At 67.1% G+C, this 20,930-nt stretch carries 17 protein-coding genes; 10 read left to right on the top strand and 7 right to left on the bottom strand.

The genetic code is table 11. From position 1 onward, the window contains the following. Positions 1-612, bottom strand: coding sequence for a TetR/AcrR family transcriptional regulator (locus ABZ477_RS04370; RefSeq protein WP_360128441.1), 612 nt, complete (start codon positions 610-612; stop codon positions 1-3). A gap of 40 nt (positions 613-652) precedes the next feature. On the opposite strand from ABZ477_RS04370, the gene ABZ477_RS04365 reads away from it, so the two are divergent. The 8 genes from ABZ477_RS04365 to ABZ477_RS04330 all read left to right on the top strand — a co-directional run bounded on the left by ABZ477_RS04365 (position 653) and on the right by ABZ477_RS04330 (position 11,469). Beyond that, complete coding sequence (locus ABZ477_RS04365) at positions 653-844, top strand: hypothetical protein (protein ID WP_360128438.1); 192 nt, start codon at positions 653-655, stop codon at positions 842-844. After that, on the top strand, positions 841-3,087 hold the full coding sequence (locus tag ABZ477_RS04360) for a family 78 glycoside hydrolase catalytic domain (protein WP_360128435.1): 2,247 nt from the start codon (positions 841-843) through the stop codon (positions 3,085-3,087). Before ABZ477_RS04365 ends, ABZ477_RS04360 begins: the two co-directional genes overlap by 4 nt. Then, positions 3,084-5,321: a glycoside hydrolase family 3 C-terminal domain-containing protein gene (locus tag ABZ477_RS04355; RefSeq protein ID WP_360128432.1), complete on the top strand. Its 2,238-nt coding sequence runs from the start codon at positions 3,084-3,086 to the stop codon at positions 5,319-5,321. Before ABZ477_RS04360 ends, ABZ477_RS04355 begins: the two co-directional genes overlap by 4 nt. 2 nt (positions 5,322-5,323) lie before the next feature. Then, entirely contained in the window at positions 5,324-6,325 is a 1,002-nt protein-coding gene (locus ABZ477_RS04350) for an alpha/beta hydrolase (RefSeq protein ID WP_360128429.1), read from the top strand. A gap of 2 nt (positions 6,326-6,327) precedes the next feature. After that, on the top strand, positions 6,328-8,889 hold the full coding sequence (locus ABZ477_RS04345; RefSeq protein ID WP_360128426.1) for a family 78 glycoside hydrolase catalytic domain: 2,562 nt from the start codon (positions 6,328-6,330) through the stop codon (positions 8,887-8,889). A gap of 63 nt (positions 8,890-8,952) precedes the next feature. Next, positions 8,953-9,486: an MFS transporter gene (locus ABZ477_RS04340; protein WP_360128423.1), complete on the top strand. Its 534-nt coding sequence runs from the start codon at positions 8,953-8,955 to the stop codon at positions 9,484-9,486. Continuing rightward, positions 9,483-10,244, top strand: a complete 762-nt coding sequence (locus tag ABZ477_RS04335) for an MFS transporter (protein ID WP_360128420.1) — start codon at positions 9,483-9,485, stop codon at positions 10,242-10,244. The genes ABZ477_RS04340 and ABZ477_RS04335 overlap by 4 nt, the downstream gene beginning before the upstream one ends. A 25-nt stretch (positions 10,245-10,269) precedes the next feature. Further along, a complete protein-coding gene (locus ABZ477_RS04330) occupies positions 10,270-11,469 on the top strand; it encodes an acetyl-CoA C-acyltransferase (protein WP_360128417.1) in 1,200 nt (399 codons plus the stop codon). A gap of 102 nt (positions 11,470-11,571) precedes the next feature. Here ABZ477_RS04330 and ABZ477_RS04325 read toward each other — a convergent pair whose 3' ends face one another. Genes ABZ477_RS04325 through ABZ477_RS04305 form a run of 5 tightly spaced genes read right to left on the bottom strand, consistent with a single transcriptional unit; the run spans position 11,572 to position 16,838 of the window. Beyond that, positions 11,572-12,714 (bottom strand): serine hydrolase domain-containing protein, encoded by a 1,143-nt coding sequence (locus tag ABZ477_RS04325; protein WP_360128414.1) that lies wholly within the window; start codon positions 12,712-12,714, stop codon positions 11,572-11,574. 60 nt (positions 12,715-12,774) lie between these two features. Beyond that, a complete protein-coding gene (locus ABZ477_RS04320; RefSeq protein ID WP_360128411.1) occupies positions 12,775-14,379 on the bottom strand; it encodes an AMP-binding protein in 1,605 nt (534 codons plus the stop codon). Between the two features lie 41 nt (positions 14,380-14,420). After that, positions 14,421-14,876, bottom strand: coding sequence for a MaoC family dehydratase (locus ABZ477_RS04315; protein WP_360128409.1), 456 nt, complete (start codon positions 14,874-14,876; stop codon positions 14,421-14,423). Next, entirely contained in the window at positions 14,873-15,619 is a 747-nt protein-coding gene (gene fabG, locus ABZ477_RS04310; protein ID WP_360128406.1) for a 3-oxoacyl-ACP reductase FabG, read from the bottom strand. The genes ABZ477_RS04315 and fabG overlap by 4 nt, the downstream gene beginning before the upstream one ends. Before the next feature lie 31 nt (positions 15,620-15,650). Continuing rightward, positions 15,651-16,838 carry an acyl-CoA dehydrogenase family protein gene (locus ABZ477_RS04305; RefSeq protein WP_360128403.1) on the bottom strand — a complete coding sequence of 396 codons (1,188 nt, stop codon included), beginning with the start codon at positions 16,836-16,838 and terminating at the stop codon, positions 15,651-15,653. Positions 16,839-17,000: 162 nt separating this feature from the next. Between ABZ477_RS04305 and ABZ477_RS04300 the strand changes: the two genes are divergently transcribed. Further along, on the top strand, positions 17,001-18,131 hold the full coding sequence (locus ABZ477_RS04300; RefSeq protein ID WP_360128400.1) for an alpha/beta hydrolase: 1,131 nt from the start codon (positions 17,001-17,003) through the stop codon (positions 18,129-18,131). Positions 18,132-18,147: 16 nt separating this feature from the next. Here the strand turns inward: ABZ477_RS04300 and ABZ477_RS04295 are convergent, their stop codons facing one another. Then, positions 18,148-19,671, bottom strand: a complete 1,524-nt coding sequence (locus ABZ477_RS04295) for a family 43 glycosylhydrolase (protein ID WP_360128397.1) — start codon at positions 19,669-19,671, stop codon at positions 18,148-18,150. Between the two features lie 105 nt (positions 19,672-19,776). On the opposite strand from ABZ477_RS04295, the gene ABZ477_RS04290 reads away from it, so the two are divergent. Further along, positions 19,777-20,868, top strand: a complete 1,092-nt coding sequence (locus ABZ477_RS04290; protein WP_360128394.1) for a cellulase family glycosylhydrolase — start codon at positions 19,777-19,779, stop codon at positions 20,866-20,868. Positions 20,869-20,930 lie beyond the last annotated feature (62 nt).

The following is a 20,930-nucleotide window of genomic DNA, read 5'->3' as shown; positions in this document are numbered from 1 at the left end:
TCACAGCTCCACGGTCAGAAGGACGGACGTGTACGTGCGCAGTTCCGCGGCGATGTCGATCGAGCGCTTGCGCAGCCAGAGCGACTGCAGGCCGAGCGTCGTCGAGAGAAGGAGCCGTGCAGCGACATCGGGACTGATCTCGGCGCGCAATTCACCTCGATCCGCCATCGTGGCGAACGCCTTCGTGAGCAGGTCCTCAGCGCGCCCGTACAGATCGCTGAAGTACTTGTGCGCGGGGTGGTCCGACGAAATGGCTTCGGCGGCGAGAATCGCCTCCAGTTCGACCAGCGCGGGTGTGCCTGTGTTCTCGTCGACGGAGGCGACCCACGCGCGGATGACATCGATGCCGACGGGGTGCCCGCGGCGGGCACGCTCGAGCGCGTCTTCCTCGCGCCACTGGAGCACAGCCTCCAGAAGGTCGACTTTGGTGGGGAAGTGGTGCCGCATTCCCGCGTGGGTCATGCCGGCGCGCTCGGCGACAGTGCGCAGGCTGCCGTCGCGAAAGCCGGATTCGGAGAACACCTCGACCGCGGCGGCGATGATCTCCTTGCGGCGCTGCGCCGACTTCGCGTACTCGCCGCGCAATCGCCGCGTCGTGTCGGATGTCGTCATGGTTGCGTGGTTCCTTCGTCACTCGGGTGCAGGAGCACCGATGCTGATGCCCACCGTAGTCGCCGAGTTGCCACTCGGATGGGACTGGACGACACACCAGCGGATCATCCTCACAAGTCAACACCAAGAATCATCCAAAGGCACCCAAGTGGGTGGTTTTGAAGTAGACTCCATCGAGGTCGCCCCTGCGGGCGACGAAGAATCAGAGGGCGAAGGTGTCCACACGAAATGAGCGAAACTCCCATGCTCGATGAGTCGCAGCTCCTCACGGTCGATGACGATGTGAACGCATTCACGCTCACCACGACGATCGATCTCGCGACGACCGCGCGCGTCGAGCGCGCCACGCTGCGGGGAACCGCGCACGGTGTCTTCGAGGCTCGGATCGACGGTCGTCCCGTGAGCGCCGGCGTTCTGGCGCCGGGCTGGAGTTCGTACGAGCGGCGTCTCCCTGTCGAGGCTTACGATGTCACGCCGCTCGTGCGCGACGGCGCCGAACTCGAGGTGCTTGTCGGCAACGGCTGGTGGCGAGGCAAGCTCGGTTTCCTCGGGCTGGACCTGGACTACGGCTCGCAGATCGGCTTCATCGGGGAACTCGAGATCACCTACTCCGACGGAACAGTGCAGTGGATTCGCACGAACCGCGACTGGACTGCGCAGACCTCTCACTTCACGCAGAACACCCTGTATGACGGCGTGCGCATCGATGCCACGGTGGTACCGCAACCGCTGGAGATCACGGTCGCGGATGTGGATCGGGACACCCTGATCCTGCAGGAGAAGCCTCCCATCGAGCGTCACGAGGTGATCGCACCTCAGCGAATCTGGCGGTCTCCGTCAGGTGCGACGCTCGTCGACTTCGGCCAGAACCTCGTCGGCTGGACACGGCTCACCGTCAACGGGCGCGCGGGTGCGGAAGTCGTCATCCGTCACGCAGAAGTGCTCGAGCACGGTGAGTTGGCTACGCGGCCGCTGCGTGGTGCGAAAGCGACGGATACCTATGTTTTGTCTGGTGCCGACGATGTGTTCGAACCCACTCTCACGTTCCACGGGTTCCGCTACGTCGAAGTGACAGGGTATCCGGGTGAATTGAGCATCGACGCGATCGAGGCGGTCGTCGTCCACTCGCGCATGGCGAGAACCGGCTCGTTCGAGTGTTCGGATCCGCGGGTCAATCGCCTCGTCGAGAACTCGGTGTGGGGTCAGAAGGGCAACTTCCTCGACGTCCCCACCGATTGTCCGCAGCGAGACGAGAGGCTCGGTTGGACGGGTGACATCGCGGTCTATGCGTCAACCGCGTGCTATCAGTTCGACGCATCCGATCTGCTGCACAACTGGCTCCTGGATCTGCGCGTGGAAGCCGAGCACTCCGGATTCGTTCCCTTCGTCGTCCCGAATGTCCTGAAGCTGATTCCAGCAGAAAGGCGCGCGACGTGGAATCTGCCGTTGGGCGCCACGGCCGTGTGGGGGGATGCCGCGGCTTGGGTGCCGGAGGCACTGTGGTGGGCGTACGGCGATCGCGATCGTCTCGAAGCGCATTACCCCGGGATCGTTCTCCACCTCGAATCGATCCTGCCGAGGCTCTCTGCCAGCGGCCTGTGGGAATCGGGATTCCAGTTCGGCGACTGGCTCGACCCGACCGCTCCGCCCGAGGAGCCCATGCGCGCGAAAGCCGATGCGACGGTGATCGCCACCGCCTGCCTTTATCGATCGGCGCGGTTCGGTGCAGTCGCCGCGGAACTGCTCGGCCGAAGTGACGACCGGAACCGGTGGAACGATCTGGCCGAGCGCACACGTGAGGCGTTCCGCGAGCACTACGTCAGCCCGGAGGGACGCATCCGGTCCGACGCGCAGGCCGTCTACGCGCTCGCGATCCACTTCGGGCTGCTCGACGACGACGAGAAGGCCCGTGCGGGAGAGCGGCTGGCCGAGTTGGTCGCCGAGGGCGACTACCGCGTCGCGACCGGGTTCGCCGGCACGCCGTACGTGGTGTGGGCGCTGACCGAGACCGGGCACGTCGACATCGCGTACCGGCTGCTGCTCCAGGACGAACTGCCGTCCTGGCTTTATGCGGTGAAGATGGGTGCGACCACCGTCTGGGAGCGGTGGGACTCGCTCCTTCCCGACGGAACCGTCAACCCGGGTGAGATGACGAGCTTCAACCACTATGCGCTCGGCGCGGTGGTCGACTGGCTGTACAAGGCCGTCGCCGGCATCCGGCCTGCCGAGCCCGGCTACTCGCGCCTGCGCCTGCAGCCCACGCCCGGCCCCGGCCTGGACTGGGCGAGGGGATCCCTGCAGACGCGCCACGGGCTGGTCGAATGCGGCTGGCGCCGAGGGGTCACGGGCGAGATCACGATCGAGTGCACAGTTCCCGCCGGTATCGAGGCCGATCTGATCCTGCCCGACGGAACCACGCGCGTGCTGGCCGCCGGCATCCACCACACCACTCACAGAGAGGCCGCACTGCGGTGAGTGGCGCGACCGAATCCGACACCTCCGCCCTCGCGGTGCTCACGCTCGAACAGAAGGCCTCCCTGCTGTCGGGGCGCGACACCTGGACCACCCAGCCGATCGAGGATGCCGGCATCCGGTCGGTGCGGATGTCGGACGGACCCAACGGCCTGCGGGCGCAGCTCAACGGCGGTGATGCCCTCGGCTTCCAGCCCAGCGAGCCGTCCACCTGCTTCCCACCCGCTGTTGCCGTGGGTTCGTCGTGGGACCCGGAACTTGCGACGAAGGTGGGGGAAGCGCTCGGCCGCGAGGGGCTGTCCTTCGGCATCGATGTCGTCCTGGGCCCGGGGGTGAACATCAAGCGATCGCCGCTGTGCGGGCGCAACTTCGAGTACTACTCGGAGGACCCGCTGCTCGCGGGTGCGCTCGGCGTCGGCTACGTGCGCGGGATGCAGTCGACCGGTGCCGGCGCATCGGTGAAGCACTTCGCAGCGAACAACCAGGAGACCGACCGCATGCGCGTCAGCTCCGAGGTCGATGAGCGCACCCTCCGGGAGATCTACTTTCCGGCCTTCGAACGCATCGTCAAGGAGGCACAGCCGGCGACCGTGATGTGCGCCTACAACCGCATCAACGGCGTCTACTCCTCCGAGAATCCTTGGCTGCTGAAGGACGTGCTGCGAACGGAATGGGGATTCGAGGGCGCCGTCATCTCGGATTGGGGTGCCGTGCACAGGCCGGCCGGCGCGGTCGCGGCCGGACTCGACCTCGAGATGCCGGGCACGCGGGGACGCAGTATCCGTGAGATCGTGGCAGCCGTCGAAGCTGGAGACCTTGACGAGGCAGAGGTCGACCGCAGCGTCGCGCGCGTGGTCAAGCTCACCGGACTCGGAGCCGAGGGCAAGGTCGCGGTGGACTTCGACGCCCACCATGCGCTCGCTCGAGCGACGGCGGCCGCGAGCATCGTACTCCTCAAAAATGAGGCGACCTTGCCACTCGAGGCCCAGATGCGGATCGCCGTGGTCGGCGAGTTCGCGAGGACGCCGCGCTTCCAGGGCGGCGGCAGCTCGCACGTCAACGCCGTGCGATCGGAGGCCTTCCTCGACGCAGCCACAGCGCACTCCGCGAGCATCGAGTTCGCCGCGGGGTTCACCCTCGACGGGCGCGGTGACGACCTCGACCTTCGCGGAGCGGCCGTGGCTGCGGCATCCCGCTCCGAGGTCGCGGTGATCTTCGCGGGGCTCGCCGAATCCGACGAATCGGAGGGCTACGACCGCACGACGATCGAACTTCCTGCCTCGCAGATCGCGTTGATTCGCGCGGTGGCGGCGGTTGCGCCGAAGACTGTCGTGGTCCTCTCTCACGGCGGCGTCGTGGGACTGGAGGGCTGGCATGACGACGTCGATGCGATCCTCGACGGATTCCTTCTTGGTCAGGCGGGCGGCGCGGCGATCGCCGACGTCGTCTTCGGGGTCGTGAACCCGTCGGGGCGCTTGGCCGAGACGATTCCGCTGCGCATCGAGGACACGCCCGCCTTCGGGAACTTCCCCGGTGAGCAGGGTCACGTCGTCTACGGTGAGCGGACGCTCGTGGGCTACCGCTGGTACGCGACGCGCGGAATCCCCGTGCGCTACCCGTTCGGACACGGCTTGAGCTATTCCACCTTCCGCACGTCGGGATTCACCGTCACCGTGACGGGTGACGACACCGCGACGGTGCGTGTCACGGTCGAGAACACCGGTACCCGCGACGGTGCGCACGTCGTGCAGGTCTACGTGGATGCTTCAGCCCTCGGCACCGTGCAGCGCAGTGCCCGCGAACTCCGCGCATTCCGCAAAGTGCACGTGCCCGCGGGAGGTGCGGTCGAGGTCGAACTCGAGCTCGACCGCCGGGGGTTCGCCTACTGGGACGTCGACCTGCACGACTGGGTCGTGACCCCCGGCTCATATCGCGTGATCCTCGGGCGCGACGCTTTCGCGGTGGACGCCGAGACGACGATCGATCTTGTGGGCGATCGGATCAACCGCGAGCTGACGATGGGCTCGACCGCACAGGAATGGTTCGAGCATTCGGTCGTCGGCCCGGTGCTGCTGGACACCATTCAGTCCGACCTCCTGCGCGCGATGGCGCAACCTGAGGCGTTGCGCATGCTCGGGTCGCTTCCGTGGCAGAAGATCGTGAACCTGCTCGGAGATTCCGTGTCGCGCGACGACGTCGACACGCTGATGGCCGCTTCTCGCGGGGAAGGATGTTGACCATGACGGACGTGTATTGGGAGCGTGTGGCAGCGGTGGCCGCAGCGCTGCAAGCTGCCGCCGCCAACGGGGAGGACCAGGGTGGCGACCACGAGCTCGTCGCCCGGCTGACCTTGCCGCAGTCTGCCGAGGCCGGGTACCTCAAGCCCGCGGCTGATGTGCGCGAGGCGACCGTGCCATCGCCCGCCCAGCCCGTGCCGGTGCGCATCTATCGTCCGCATGGCGATGTCCCTGGCGATGGTGCGGCGCGACCGCTCCTCATCTGGTGCCATGGCGGCGCGTTCCTCGGCGGTGATCTCGACATGCCTGAGGCCGACGCTGTCGCCCGTGAGATCGTGAATCGCTCCGCCGCGGTGGTCATCTCCGTCGACTACCGCCTGTGCCTCGGAGGAGTTCACTTCCCGGCTCCCAGCGACGACCTCGTCGCGGTCTTCGAGTGGGCGGTGCGACACGCGGCAACCCTCGGGGTGGATCCGTCGCGCATCGTTATCGGCGGAGCGAGCGCCGGCGCATGCCTCACCGCCGGCGTCGCCCTCCGACTGAGTGCTGCGGGCGCTACCCAGCCTGCCGCGGTCGTGCTGGCGTATCCGGTTGTGCACGCCGTCCTGCCGGCGGCGTCCTACGAACTCGCGACCAAGCTGGCCGATCTGCCCGCAGCCATGGCCTTCACGCCCGAGGTGATCGAGCCCGTGATGGAGAACTACTTGGGCGCGCCGGCAGCCGACGCGACTGCGTATGCCATCGCCGGCGTGAGCGACTCCGCCGCCCTTGCCGCTCTACCCCCCACGCTCATCATCAACTGCGAGTACGACGGCCTTCGCGCGTCGGGTGAGCGATACGCCGACCAGCTCCGCGAAGCGGGGGTCGAGGTCGACGTGCAGCTCGCCCGCGACGTCGCCCACGGTCATCTCAACCGGCCCGGCTTGCCCGAGGCGCAGCGGACGCTCGCAACGATCGCCATGTGGGTTGCCGAGCGGTGTGTCGCGGAGCACGCGGGGGCGTGACGATGGAACTCGCTCGCCTGCGCACCCTGAATCGCATCGAGCCGCTGGGCATCGATCAGACACCGGAGTTCTCCTGGATGCTCCGCTCCTCTGCACGGGACACGGTGCAGCACTCATACCGCATCGTGGTCGCAGCGGGGCCGCTCACCGTATGGGACTCCGGTCACGTCGAATCTGACTCACAGTCCTTCATCGCGTACGCCGGTGAGCCGCTGCGCAGTCGCACGGAGTACCACTGGACCGTGACCGTGACCGACAACCACGGTCGCACGGCCTCCGAGTCAGCCGGATTCGAGACGGCGCTCTTCGCCGACGATTGGCAGGCACAGTGGGCCGAGGGCACGATCCCCCGGCCGGCGGCCGAAGGATGGGGGCACGGCACCCAGCCGCCCGCCGTCGAGTTCCTGCGCGATTTCCACCTCCTCGGCGCGGTGCGGCGCGCTCGGCTGTACGCGACCGCGCTCGGCGCGTACCGGCTCACCGTCAACGGCGCGCGTCCCGATGATCGTGAGCTGGCGCCCGAGTTCTCGGTCTACCGAAGTCGGCTGTACGTGCAGACCTACGATGTGACTGCGTTCCTGCGCGTGGGTCGCAATGAGTTGTCGATGTACGTCGGCGACGGCTGGTACCACTGTCCGGTGACCAGACCGCTGTCCCACGCTCAACGCGAAACCCCCGCGGTCCTCTTCCAACTCGAACTGGAATACGCCGACGGCACGACCCAGGTCGTGAGCTCCGACGATGCGGTCACCTGCCGCACGGGACCCGTGCAATCGTCGGATCTCTACTGGGGCGAACGGTATGACGCCACGGCGATTCCTTCCATCGCGCAGCATGCTCGGGTGGTCGACCTGGGATACGACAACCTCGTCGCGCAGCCACTGGAGCCGATTCGCGCGGTCGCGGTGCTCCCTGCCGTGTCCCTGCACATCGCGCCGTCCGGCGACAAGATCATCGACTTCGGTCAGATCGTGGCCGGCCGGGTGCGGGTGCGCATCGACGCTCCCCACGGCACGGAAGTCACCCTCGAGCACTTCGAGGCCACGACACCTGACGGCGAGTACTTCAACGGCACCTTGGCCGGCCAGAAGGACGTGTACGTCTCCGACGGGAAGCCGCAGATCTACGAGCCGATCTTCACGTTCCACGGCTTCCGGTATCTGCGGGTCACCGGGCTCGAGGCGATCGACCTCGCCGACTTCGAGGCAGTCGTGCTCTCGACGCCAAAGGATTCGGCCAGTTCGTTCGAGAGTTCGGACGCGCGGCTGAACCGACTTCACGAGAACGTGGTCTGGTCGCAGCGCAACAACACGATGTCCATTCCGACGGACTGCCCCACTCGGGAGAAGGCGGGATTCACGGGGGACATCCAGATGTACGCCCCCGCGGCGTACGCCAACGAGGACATGACCTCGTTCCTCGAGGCGTGGCTGCGCAACCTCGAAGCCGACCAGCTTCCCGACGGTGTCGTGCCGATGACAGTACCGTTCACGACGCTCTACGAATCGCTGTCGCTCAGGATGAGCGCGCAGTTCGGAACGACCGGTGTCACCGGCATCGCAGGGTGGAGCGATGCTGCGGTCATCGTGCCGTGGGAGATCTACCGAGCGACCGGGAGCACCGCCGTCCTCGAGCGCTCGTACGCGTCAATGAAGGCGTGGTGCGACAGCGTCATCGATACCGCGCGCCACGCGCGGGGTTCCGACGACATCCCGGAGGAACTGGACCGACACCTCTGGAACACCGGCTTCCACTTCGGCGAATGGCTGATTCCCAGCCAGCACCAGAAAGAAGGCGACTGGGACAACACGCGGTCATCGGCGTTCTACGTCGCTCCGTTCTTCGGCTACCGATCGCTCAGCCTGTTCGCGCAGGTGGCGCGTCTGCTCGACCGCGATGCCGACCATCACCGCTACCTCGAGGAAGCGGAGGCGACGAAAGCCGCCATCCAGCGCGTCTTCATGTCCGCCGACGAACTCCCGACACCGCTCATGGGTGGGTACGTGCTCGCCTTCGCCTTCGGACTCGTGCCGGATGAGCGACGGATGGCGTACGGGGCGAAGCTGGTCAGCATCCTCGACGACAACGACGGGCTGCTCGACACGGGCTTCGTCGCGACCCCGTATCTGCTGGATGTCCTCGTCGAGATCGGACGCTCAGACCTGGCCGTCGGGCTGCTCTGGGAGGACCGGATGCCATCCTGGCTGTACCAGGTCGACCAGGGTGCGACCGCGATCTGGGAGAACTGGGATGCAGTCGCGCCCGATGGCATGCCGACGACCTCGAGCCTGGACCACTACGCGTTCGGTGCTGTCGATGACTGGATCACTCGCGAGATCGCGGGAATCCAGGCCGCTGCGCCCGGCTACAAGGAGATCGTCATCGCACCGCGCACCGATGTGCCGCTGACCTTCTGTGCGCGCACACTGCTGACCCCGTACGGCGAGGTTGGCATCCACTGGACCACCGAATCGCTCGACGTCACAATCCCCGCCAACACGACAGCAGTCGTGCACTGGGGCGGTGACGTGCACGCGGTCGGCAGCGGTTCGTACCACTTCTGACACCCGAATCAACGATCCGGATCCGCTTCCTCATCCACCAACCCGCATTCACTAGGACGTGAAATGACCACCCCTCTCCCCGAATCTGCCGCTGCCGACCTCGAAGCGGCCTTCATCGACGCCGCCGACGGAAACGAGGATCCGCCGCCCCTGGTCCGCGGGTCGATCAATCGACTCATCCGCTGGGTGTTCCCAGCCGGCCTCGTGATCGCGATGATCAGCGCGATCCCCGGCGTGCTCGTGCCGTTCCAGATCGAGTTGATAGATCCGGCCAACAAGGAGTTAAATCTCGCGCTCGTCCTGTCGGTCAGCGGCGCAGGCTCGCTTATCGCAGGCCCGATCGCGGGTCAGATCTCCGACCGCACCCGCAGCCGCTTTGGGCGCCGCACGCCGTGGATCGTCATCGGCTCGCTCGTCGTGGCGCTCGCGCTCGTCGGCATGGCTTTCGCAGGCAGCGTCTGGGGCATCACGATCGCCTGGTTCTTCGTACAGGTCGCCATGGCATTCGTGCAGGGTCCGTTCTCGGCGATTCTTCCCGACCGCGTGCCGCTCACCGTCGCGGCACCTTCGCCGCGGTATCCGGCATCGCGCTCATGACCGGAGCTGTCGTCGGCTCGATCGTCGCAGCTGCTCTCACCGACAGTTACCGAGTCGGGTACATGGTCTTCGCGGCGCTCGCCGTCGGTGTGCTGCTGCTGTTCGTGGCTTTCAACCCCGACCACTCCAGTCGCGAGATCCACATCGACAAGCTCGGATGGATGGACTTCGTCCGCACGTTCTGGGTTAACCCGATCAAGCACCCCGACTTCTTCTGGGCATTCACGGCGCGGCTCGTGCTCTTCACTGGCTACAACATGGTGATCGGGTACCAGTTCTATGTCCTCTCGGACTACATCGGCATCGAGCGGCCGCAGGATTTCATTCCTCTGTTCGGCTTCATCGGCCTTGTGGGGATCATCCTCGGTACGGTCGTCTCGGGTCCTCTCTCTGACCGCTTCGGGCGGCGCAAGCCGTTCGTCTTCGGCGCCTCCGTCGCCATGGCTCTCGCCCTGTTCGTGCCCTGGTTCTGGCCGACCATCGTGGGATGGGGTGTGATGTTCGCGATCCTCGCTCTCGGGTTCGGCATGTACGTCGCCGTCGACACGGCACTCATGAGTCAGGTGCTGCCCTCGGCGAAGTCGTTCGGCAAGGACCTGGGCGTCATCAACATCGCCGCATCGCTTCCGGCGACCATCGGCCCGGTCGCATCCGGCATCGTCATCGCGATGTTCGGCTACGTCGGGCTCTTCCCCGTCGCCATCGTGCTCTCGCTGCTCGGCGCCTTCGCGATCTGGCCGATCAAGTCCGTCCGCTGACCACCCGTCAGCACGAGGGAGTGCCATGTCGAGAGCCGTCATCGTCAGTACCGCGCGTACGCCGATCGCGAAGGCGTACCGGGGGGCGTTCAACAACACGCAGCCGCAGGCGCTCGCCGGTCACGTCATCGCCTCGGTCGTCGAGCGCGCCGGAATCGACCCGGCGGAGGTCGACGACGTGATCTTCGGGGCGGCACTGCAGCAGGGTGCGACGGGGGGCAACATCGCTCGCCAGGCGGCACTGCGCGCGGGCTTGCCGGTGTCGGTGGCCGGGATGTCGGTGGATCGTCAGTGCGCGTCGGGCCTCATGTCGATCGCTCTCGCCTCGGCGCAGATCGTGAACGGAGATCTGCGCATCGCCGTCGCCGGAGGCGTCGAATCGGTATCGCTCGTGCAGAACGAGCACATGAACACCCACCGCGCCGCGGACCCCTGGCTGAAGGAGACCGTTCCGGGCATCTACCTCCCGATGCTGAACACCGCCGAGATCGTCGCCGAGCGGTACGGGATCTCCCGCGATGCTCAGGATGCCTACGCCCTGACGTCGCAGCAGCGCACGGCCGCCGCGCAGGAGGCGGGTCGCTTCGATGACGAGATCGTGCCTCTGGCTACCGTGCAGGGCATCCTCGACCGCGAGAGCGGCGAGATCTCGTTCCGCGACACGCTGCTGAACCGCGACGAGGGCAATCGTCCGTCGACCACGATCGACGACCTTGCGGCGCTGCGGCCCGTGCTCGCGGACGGAGTCGCCGCGGCGGTGTCGTCGGTGACCGCGGGCAATGCCAGCCAGCTCTCGGATGGTGCCGCTGCGGCCGTCGTGATGGCCGAAGACGAGGCATCCCGTCGCGGACTCGCGCCCCTCGGAGTCTTCCGGGGCATCGCGGTCGCCGGCGTCGCGCCCGACGAGATGGGCATCGGGCCGGTTCCTGCCGTCACCGAGCTGCTGCGTCGCGAGGGACTTGGTGTCGACGATATCGATCTCTGGGAGCTCAACGAAGCATTCGCATCCCAGGTCGTCTACTGCCGCGACGCACTTGGGATCGATCCTGAGAAGTTCAACGTCAACGGCGGTGCGATCTCGATCGGCCACCCCTACGGCATGTCGGGTGCTCGCATGGTGGGACACGTTCTGCGTGAGGGACGTCGCCGCGGAGCGAAGCTCGCCGTCGTGACGATGTGCATCGGCGGGGGACAGGGCGCGGCGGGGCTGTTCGAGATCGTGTGAGTGCCCCTGCGGGGAGCAGGACGTGATTGCTCGACGGGTTGCGTCAGAAAAGAGTGTGACCCGCATCGTTCGGGTCGATGCGGGTCACGGTTCCGGGGGATCTCACATAATCGAGGTGACGGCGGCCTCGATTATGTCCTGCTGGTTCTGGAATGCGCCGAAGGCGTCGCGGTCGATGACGTTCGACAGGAAGCAGAACGACACCCCCGTTGTCGGGTCGGCGAAGGCGATCTGGCCGCCGCCGCCGCCGTGGCCGAAGGTCTGCGGCGACACTGCAGGTCCGAACGGGTGCATCACGAGGTCGACGCCGTGCTGTGGGAGTGAGAATCGGCGGTGGTCGTCGCCGGCGATGATCAGGCCGATGGTGCGGTTGGCGGGGGCGCCGAGTGCGAGCCCGTCGGGGAACGTGTTGCGGATGTTTGTCGTTGCGTCGGCGAGGATCTCGTCGCTCCACAGGTGCGCGGGATTGTGGAGCAGTGCCTGATAGAACGTGGCGACCGATGCCGCGTTCGAGATCGCGCCGCCACCCGGTGCGCCTGCGCCGATCACGACCGGGTCGTTGGCGAAGCCGCGGATATCGAAGGGCTCCTCGGCATCGGGGTCGGCGGGCGGCGACGGTTGGCCGGTGACCGCCTCGAAGACATCGAACGGCGCCTCGCGGATGTAGTCGATGCGTCTAACGTCGCCGAGGCGCTCGGGCCTGACGCCCAGCTCGAGCCTGTCGATGTCGAGGGGCTCCAGGATCTCGCTGCGGAGAGCTTCGCCGTGCGGCATCCCGGTGATGCGTGTGACTACTTCGGCGAGCACCCAGCCGGCAGAGAAGGGGTGGTAGGTGTACGCGGTCCCCGGCTCGAGCTCGAGAGGCCACTGCTCGATCTCGCGGACCCGGGCCTCCCGGCTGCCGACGGCCTCGGGGGTGATCATGGGACTCGGGATGCCGGCCGTGTGCAGCAGCAGGTGCTCGAGGGTGATCGAGTCTTTGCCGTGGTGTCCGAACTCGGGCCAGACCTCGACGATGCGGGTGTCGAGGCTGATGCGCCCCTGGTCGATCAGCCGCCAGAGCAGTGAGGCGAAGATCGGCTTCGTCGAGGAGAAGATGCAGAACCGGCTGGAGAGGTCGGCGCCGCCGAACGCCTTTGTGGCGACACTCGCGCCGTCGAGCCCGATAGCGTACTGCGCATCGCGTAGCTCGCCGCGTGCGATCAAGTTGGTGATCAGACGGTCGAGACGGTCGAACTGCGCCATGGTGGTGCTCCTTGAGACGTGGTGCGGGGATCGAGCGTCCGACCCCCGCACCGGTACGGGTCAGCCTGCGACAGGGGCCTCGATGTCGACGGCGAAGCGCTCGACGAGGGCTCGGCGCAGCACCTTGCCGCTCGCGCCCAGGGGCAGTTCGTCGAGGACGTGTACGACGCGGGGGTACTTGTACTCAGCCAGGCGCTCGCGTGCGAACGCGACGATCTCCTCGCCCGAGACCTCTTCGCCGGGCTTGACGACGACAGCAGCGTGGACCTCCTCGCCGCGACGGTCGTCGGGGACGCCGAACACCGATACCGAGACAAGCTGCGGGTGGGTGGCGATGGTCTGCTCCACCTCGGTGGGATAGACGTTGTAGCCGTTTCGAACGATGAGGTCCTTCTTGCGGTCGACGATCGTAATTACGCGGTCGACCATGGTCCCGAGATCGCCGGTGCGGAACCAGCCGTCGACGACGGCGGCATCGGTGGCCTCCTCGCGCCCGATGTATCCCTTGAACACATTGTGACCGCGCACGACGATCTCGCCGATCTCCTCGGGATCGGTCGTGAGTTCGATGCGATCGTCGATATCGGCCTTGGCGATCGCGACGTCGACGCCCCACAGCGGCGTGCCGGCCGTGCCGGGGCGGATGTCTTCGCCGACGACGTTGAACGACACGATCGGTGTTGTTTCGGTGAGCCCATACCCTTCGTGCACCTGTGCGCCGAAGCGCGCCGCGAACTTATCGAGGATCACACGCGGCAGTGCGGCTCCGCCCGAGACGGCATAGCGGAAACGCGGCTGGAGGTCGGACCGCGCGCCGGCCTGCAGCAAGTCGACGAACATCGTCGGGACGGCGGCGAAGATCGTCACGCCCCGGTCGACGACGAGCTGGAGAGCCGCGTCTGCGTCGAACCTGGGCATGAGTGCGATCGACGCGCCGCGGCGGAAGGCGGTGTTCATGACGGCCGTCTGGCCGAAGGTGTGAAAGAGGGGGAGTCCACCGAAGATCACGTCGTCGCGACGCATGTCGAGGGAGTCGATGAGCGAGGTGTGCACCTGTTCGACGATGGAGAAGTGCGAACTGACGGCACCCTTGGGCGTGCCGGTGGTGCCGCTCGTATAGAGGATGGTGGCAGCATCCAGAGGGTTCGTCTGATCGATACCCGTGATCGGCGTTGCCGCGGCGGCTTCCTCTTCCAGACGTGGCACGCCAGTCCCCGCAACCATCTCGTCGGGAACGAGCACCGATAGCGTCGGCACCTGAGCGGTCGCGGCGGCAGGAAGCGCCTCCGCAAGGAAAGGCGCTGCGGCGACGAAAAGGTCAGCCTGGGCGTCACCGAGCACGAACGCGATCTCGTTCTTCTTGAAGAGCGGGTGCACCGGCACGACGATGGCGCCGAGTGCGAGCGCGCCATAGTAGACGCGCATGAAATCCGGCACGTTGGGCGCCATGAGGGCGACGCGCGAACCCTTTCCGATTCCGCGGGCCTGCAAGGCCCCGGCGTACGCGCGCGTCTGGTTCCACAGCGCGGCGTAGGAGATGGTGTGGCCGGCGAAATGCACGGCGGGCGCCTCAGGGGAGCGGGCGGCGCTCTCGGCGAGGATCGTTGCGACGTTGAGCGTCGCGAATCCGTCGCCCTGGATGGCACGGTCGTTGAGTGCGGTCATGATGTTTCCTTTCGACGTTGAAAGCGGATCGGCGTATGGGACTACGGAGCGGGAACGAAGAGATGGATGGTCTCGGCGACGAGTGCGGGACGGTCGCTGCCGTCCAGTTCAACGGTGACCTTGAGGCGCGCGCGGACGCCGCGGTCGGTCTCGACCGCTTCGATCAGTTCGGTGGACGCTCGCATATGAGAGGCGCTCGGCACGGGGGAAAGGAACCGAACGCCGTCGACGCCGTAGTTCACGACCGCAGCAACGTTCTGCACGTCGATAAGACCCTGAATGAGTCGGGGCACGAGCGACAGCGTCAGCAGACCATGCGCGACCGTGGTGCCGAACGGACCGTCCGCTGCTCGCTCCGCGTCCACATGGATCCATTGGTGATCCTCGGTGACGTCGGCGAAGGCGTCGATCCGGTCCTGCGACACCTCGAGCCATTCGCCGACCGCGGTCGTGCCGATGAGCCTCGAGAGCTCTTCCGGCCGCTCGGCGCGGATCATGACTTCGGCCCGCCGGCGACGTAGAGCACCTGGCCGGAGACGAATCCGGCGTCCTCACGGCAGAAGAACGACACGGCCGCCGCGATGTCGTCGGGCACACCGGAACGCGCGACCGGGATCTGCGACACCTGAGCCTCGACGAGTTGCTCGAAGCTCACGCCCAGGCGATCCGCCGTGGCGCGGGTCATGTCGGTCTGGATGAATCCGGGTGCGATCGCATTGGCTGTGATGCCGTAGCGGCCGAGCTCGATCGCGAGGGTCTTGGTGAAGCCCTGGATGCCGGCCTTGGCCGCGGAGTAGTTCGCCTGGCCGCGGTTGCCCAGGGCCGAGGTGCTCGAGAGGTTGACGATGCGACCCCACGAGGCATCCACCATGTGCGACTGCACCGCCTTCGTCATGAGGAAGGCGCCCCGCAGGTGCACGTTCATCACGGTGTCCCAATCGGACTCGCTCATCTTGAAGAGCAGATTGTCGCGGAGGACACCCGCGTTGTTGACGAGGATTCCGGGAGCTCCGAGCTCGGCGGTGACGCGGTCGACAGCGCCCTGCACCGAGGTGGAATCGGCGACATCGGCCGCGATCGCGATCGCGCGACCGCCGGAGGCGATGATCGTGTCGGCGCTGGCTGAGGCGGCCGCCTCGTCCAGGTCGATCACAGCGACGGCGTGTCCGTCGGCGGCGAGGCGCTGGGCTGTGGCGGCGCCGATGCCGCGAGCGGCGCCGGTGACGATGGCGGTTCTCATGGGTGTCGAGGCTTTCGGTGTGCGGGTCGGGTCAGACGAAGGCGGGGATGCCGGTGATCTCGCGGCCGACGATGAGGTTGTTCATGTCGAAGGTCCCCTCGTACGTGTAGATGGCCTCGGCGTCGGCGAAGTGGCGCGCGACGCCGTAGTCGAGCTGGATGCCGTTGCCGCCGAGGATCTCGCGGCACAGCGACACCACGCGACGCATCCGTTCGCTCACCGTCGCCTTCGCCATCGCGGACTGCTGGTCGGTGAGAGTGCCCGCGTCCTGCAGCTGGGCCGTCCGGGTGCACAGTGCGATGGATGCGGTGATCTCGGTGAGGCAGGTGACGAGCTTGCTCTGCACGAGCTGGTTTGCCCCGATGGGTTTGCCGAACTGCTCGCGAGTGCGCGCGTAGGCCACCGCGGCTTCGTACGCGCCGACCCCGTTGCCGAGCGCCTGCCAAGCGACATCGCACCGTGTCTGGCGCAGGACAAGCGCCACGTCGCGGAACGAACGCACGCGGGCCAGGCGTGACGCCTCGGGAACGCGGACGTCGGTGAGTGTGATGTCGGCGTTCTCGACCGCGCGCAATGACTGCTTGCGCTCGATCTTCGTCGCGGCGAACCCGGGCGTTCCGCCCGGCACGAGGAACCCCTTGACGTTGCCGTCTGCCACGTCTCGCGCCCAGATGATCACGATGTCGGCCCACGTCGCGTTGCCGATCCACCGCTTCGCGCCGTTGAGCACCCAGTCATCGCCCTCTCGGCGCGCGGTCGTGCGAATGCCACGCGCGGTGTCGGAACCGGAGAACGGCTCGGTGAGCCCGAAAGCTCCCACGATCTCACCGCGGGCCATTCGCGGCAGCAGCTCTGCGCGCTGTTCGTCGGACCCGCCGATCGCGACAGAGTTCATTGCGAGACCGCTGTGGACGCCGGCCATGGTCGCTACCGACGAGTCGACGCGCGCAAGCTCGTAGCTCACCCATCCGCGGAACTGCGCCGAGTTCTCGAACTCCGCGACGTCAGGAAATCCCGCGCCATACATGCCGAGATCCGCGAGCGGACGGAAGAGGTGCCGGGGGCATTCTGCCCGCTCCCAGTAGTCGTCGGCGATCGGGGCGACTTCGGTCTCGAGGAAGCTGCGGAGTTCAGCGAGGCGTGCTTGCTCGTCGGGGGTCAGCAGATCGCGGAAGCCATAGAAGTCGACAGGATCCGCCTCGACGGTCTCGTGGTCCAACGCCCTATCCTGCGCCTCGAGGGCGGTTACTGCCGCGATCGTCATTGATTCTCCATGTCTCGGTCGTCGGTGACTGGGCCACCATACATGAAAAGCGCCCAAGTGTGTGTTTTTATGGATCATCGCCGCGAGGACGCGCGGCGATGCGAAAGGATGTGCTGCGTGATCTGGGTCGCATACGTCTTCACGGCGCTCGCCCTGCTGTTGGCTGTCGGCACGATCGCATGGCAGACGCCGTGGATCGGCCTGATCGGCTCGTTGGGTGGATATCTCCCCGGGTGGCTGCTCGGATTCGCAGCAGCGGGCGGCATCGCCGGAACCGCGGCCTGGATGATCGATCCGTCAGCGGGCGCCCTGGTGGCCGTCGTGCTGTGCCTTCTGACAATTCCTGTCGGCATCAAGGTGATCGTCGATCAGAGCGGAGCCCTTGGGTCGTTGGGTGTGAAGGTCCGCGCGGTCGATTTCTTCGGCCCCTATGGCAGGGCCAAGGCCGGACCCGATGAAGTGGTGACCTACGGCCCCGTCGACGGCCACTCTCCACGCATGGGCATTTACAAGCCGACCCCGTCCGACAACCCGGCACATGTCGTGGTGCACATCCACGGCGGGGGATGGGCTGCGGGAGACGAGTCGAGCGACTCGCGGATGCTGCGCCAACTGACCGAGCGCGGATACCTCGTCTTCACGCCGAGCTACACGTATGCGACGGAGGACTCCCCGACATGGGATCTCGCGCCGCGTCAGATCGCGCGTGCGCTCGCCGAAGTGAAAGCTCTTGCACCGCAGTACGGTGGCTCGGCTGATCGCGTCTATCTCATGGGCAGCTCTGCAGGCGGTCATCTCGCGCCACTGGTCGCGAATCGCCTCGCCGCGGGCGACACGCTCGGACAGGATGCAGAGGCGCTGCCTTCGGTGGCGGCAATGTCGCTTCTGATCCCCGCCGTCGATCCCGCGATGGCGGAGGGCAACCGCTACGTCCCGGCCGGAGCGACCGGGCGACGGCTCGTGCGCGGTCTCGTGGGTGGTGCGATGGAGGAGTTTCCGGAGCGCTATGCGGCCATCGATGCCACTGGTCACCTCAGCGACGCTTCCCCGCCCGCACTACTCATCTACGGGCCCAACGACTGGCTGGTGCCGGCGCAGGGACCCATCGCGTACGCCTTGCGATCCAGGCAGCTTGGCGTCGAGGTGAAGACTGTGCCGATTCCGTGGACCGGGCACCTCATGGGGCTCAATGGTGCCGCGGGGCGTGCTGCCGACCAGCTGACGGCCGAGTGGTTCGCGGCCCATTGAACGCATCCCACCTGGCTCAGCGTGGTGAACGCCGAAGGTCCGTTCCCGGAAGGTCGTCCATCACTCTTCCCTCACGCGCGAACCGGTATTCGGTGTCGTAGAAGGCGATTTCGGCGGCGTCGGTGGCGCCGATGTTGAACAGTCCGAGCGTGACACCGACGAAGCCGCCCGCCGTCTCGGTGCTGAGTGCGTCGTGGGGCACGCGGGCGAGCACGTGATCGACCCTGTCGACGGTCGCGACGAGCCTGTACTCGTGGGGACTCGTGTGGATGCCGAGCCGCACGCGCTCCGAGGCCGGCACCTCGCCGAGGGTCGTCGTGAGGGCGCCCTCGCGGTGCTGCGCCTTCACCACCTTGCCGTGCTCGCCGTCCGCGACATGGACGGTGAGATGCACGTTGCCGCCCTGCAGGGCGACGAGCCCGGCATCCTGATCCCCGATAGGACGGATGTCGAGGCTCGCCTCGAACGCGACGGAATGGTCGTGCTGACGCACGCCGAGGAAGGGCGGGGTCTCGAGCGAGTCGAGGGGAGTGGGGCGCGGAGCGAGCGTCACAGTGGAGCCCGCGACGGTCGCGGGTGCCGGGCCGCGGAGGCTGATCCAGTCTCGCGGCGGCTGGGCGGGTCGGGTGGCGCCCGCGACGGCCGTGAGCCGGCCTTCGCGAGGCGCGAAGACGGGGCCCGCCGCCTCCCACTCGACGGGGACGAGGAAGGTCTCGCGTCCGAGGGTGTGGTGCCCGTCGATGGGGCGCACGCCCAGGAGGACGGCCCACGACTGCCCGTCGGGCGTCTCGACGATGTCGGCGTGGCCGACATTCTGGACGGTCGCGGTATCACCGAGGTGGCGGTGGCTCAAGAGCGGGCTGCGGGGATCGGTCGTGTACGGTCCCGTGACGCTCGTCGCGCGTGCGGCGGTGACGGCGTGGTTGCGCTCTGTCCCGCCCTCAGCGCAGATGAGGTGGTACGTGCCGTTCTTCTTGTAGATGTGTGGGGCTTCGACCCACGTGCGGGCGAGGGCGCCATACCAGAGATTGTGGGTCGGGCCGATGAGTTCGAGACGATTCATGTCGAACTCGCGGAGCCAGATCTCGCCCGGCCCGGGGGCGTCGGCGACCGTGGAGTCGCGGGCCGCGGTGAGGTACGCGCGGCCGTCGTCATCGAAGAACAGCGAGGGGTCGATCCCTTCGCCTTCGAGTTCGCGCGGCGGCGACCACGGGCCCGCGGGATCCGTCGCCGTGACGACGTAGAGGCCCGACCCCGTGCGCCCGCGGGCGACGGTGAAGACGAGGTAGAAGACGCCGTCGGCGTACCGGATGGTCGCTGCCCAGATGCCGTCCGAGACATCGACCGGGCCGAGCGGCAGCCACGACTCGTCGACGAGCGCGTGCCCGACGAGCTCCCATTCGTGCAGGTCGCGGCTGCGGTGGATCGGCAGGCCGGGGTAGAACGCGAACGACGACGTCACGAGGTAGTACTCGTCTCCGACGCGGCACACCGAAGGGTCCGGGTGCCAGCCGGAGAGCACGGGCTGCGGTGCCGACATCGGCCACTCCTTCCAGATGCGGCCGTGCTTGACCGCATGGCAACGTTTCCAGAGTATATGGGTAAGAGCGGCTGTCCGCTGGCTTTCTGATCGAAGGAGATCCTCATGAGTCCGTCCGACGACGAGTTGCCCGACATCGATCCGTGGGAGTCGGTCGCGGTGCGGGGCCTCCGCCGCGGCGTCAACCTGAGCCACTGGTACGCGCAGGTCTACACCGGACCCGGGTACGTCGCCGAGCACTTCGACACCGCGATGACCCGGAGCGATCTCGAGCTGATCGTCTCGATGGGGTTCGACCACGTCCGATTCCCGTTCGCGTTCGAGCAGGTCACGTCGACGGCCGGCGACGCTGCGGAGTTCATCGCGCGACTCCGTCGTGAGGTCGAGCGCCTCCACGCGCTGGGTCTCGCGGTCGTCGTCGATGCGCATCCCGAGCTCGCGCTGAGGGACGCGCTCGCGAAGGATGCCGCGGCTCGGACGGCCTTCGTCGCCGATTGGCGGCGCGTGGCTGGTGCGCTCGCTGATCTCCCGACTGAGACGACGGCGTTCGAGATCCTCAACGAGCCTTCGCTCGGTGATGCGCGCGTGTGGGAGGAGATCGTGGAGCGGGCGCTCGAGGCGCTGACATCGGCCGCACCGCAGCATTCCGTCGTGGTCTCGGGGGACGGCTACTCCGATGTCGCCGAGCTGCTGCACCTGGACCCGTCGGTGCTGCGGGAGAACGTCGTCCTCAATCTGCACCACTACGAGCCGGTGGCGATCTCGCATCAGAGCGCGTACTTCACGCCTCCCGACACCCGGGACATCAAGGGTCTCGAGTATCCGGTCGAGGGAGCGAACGTGCGCGAGCTACTCGCCGGCACGCTCGCTCCCGAAGCCCGTGCGCGGGTCAAGGAGTTTGTTCGGGCCGGGTGGAGCCGCGGGAGCTTCGATGCGGTCTTCGCCGCCGCACGGGTATTCGCCGGCGCGAGGCCGCTCACGTGCAACGAGTTCGGGGTCTACCGCGGCGCGCCGCGTGGCACGCGACTGCGGTGGACCCGCGACGCCGTCGCGGCCATGGAAGCGCAAGGCATCGGCTGGACGGTCTGGGACTATGGCGGTGATTTCGCGGTGACGACGCGGGTCAGCGGCATCCGGGAACCGGACCTCGGGATGCTTGTCGCGCTGGGTCTCCGGCAGGAGGACACGGGGGCGTAGCAGGCGGATGCGCCGGCGCGTGCGATGGTGGTCGGAGATCGCAACCGGGAGAGGATGGAGCG

The organism is Microbacterium sp. NPDC019599, assembly GCF_040632175.1.
GTDB lineage: Bacteria > Actinomycetota > Actinomycetes > Actinomycetales > Microbacteriaceae > Microbacterium.
Note: the sequence above shows the minus strand (reverse complement) of the source record. Positions and strands in the feature narration are given on the sequence as shown.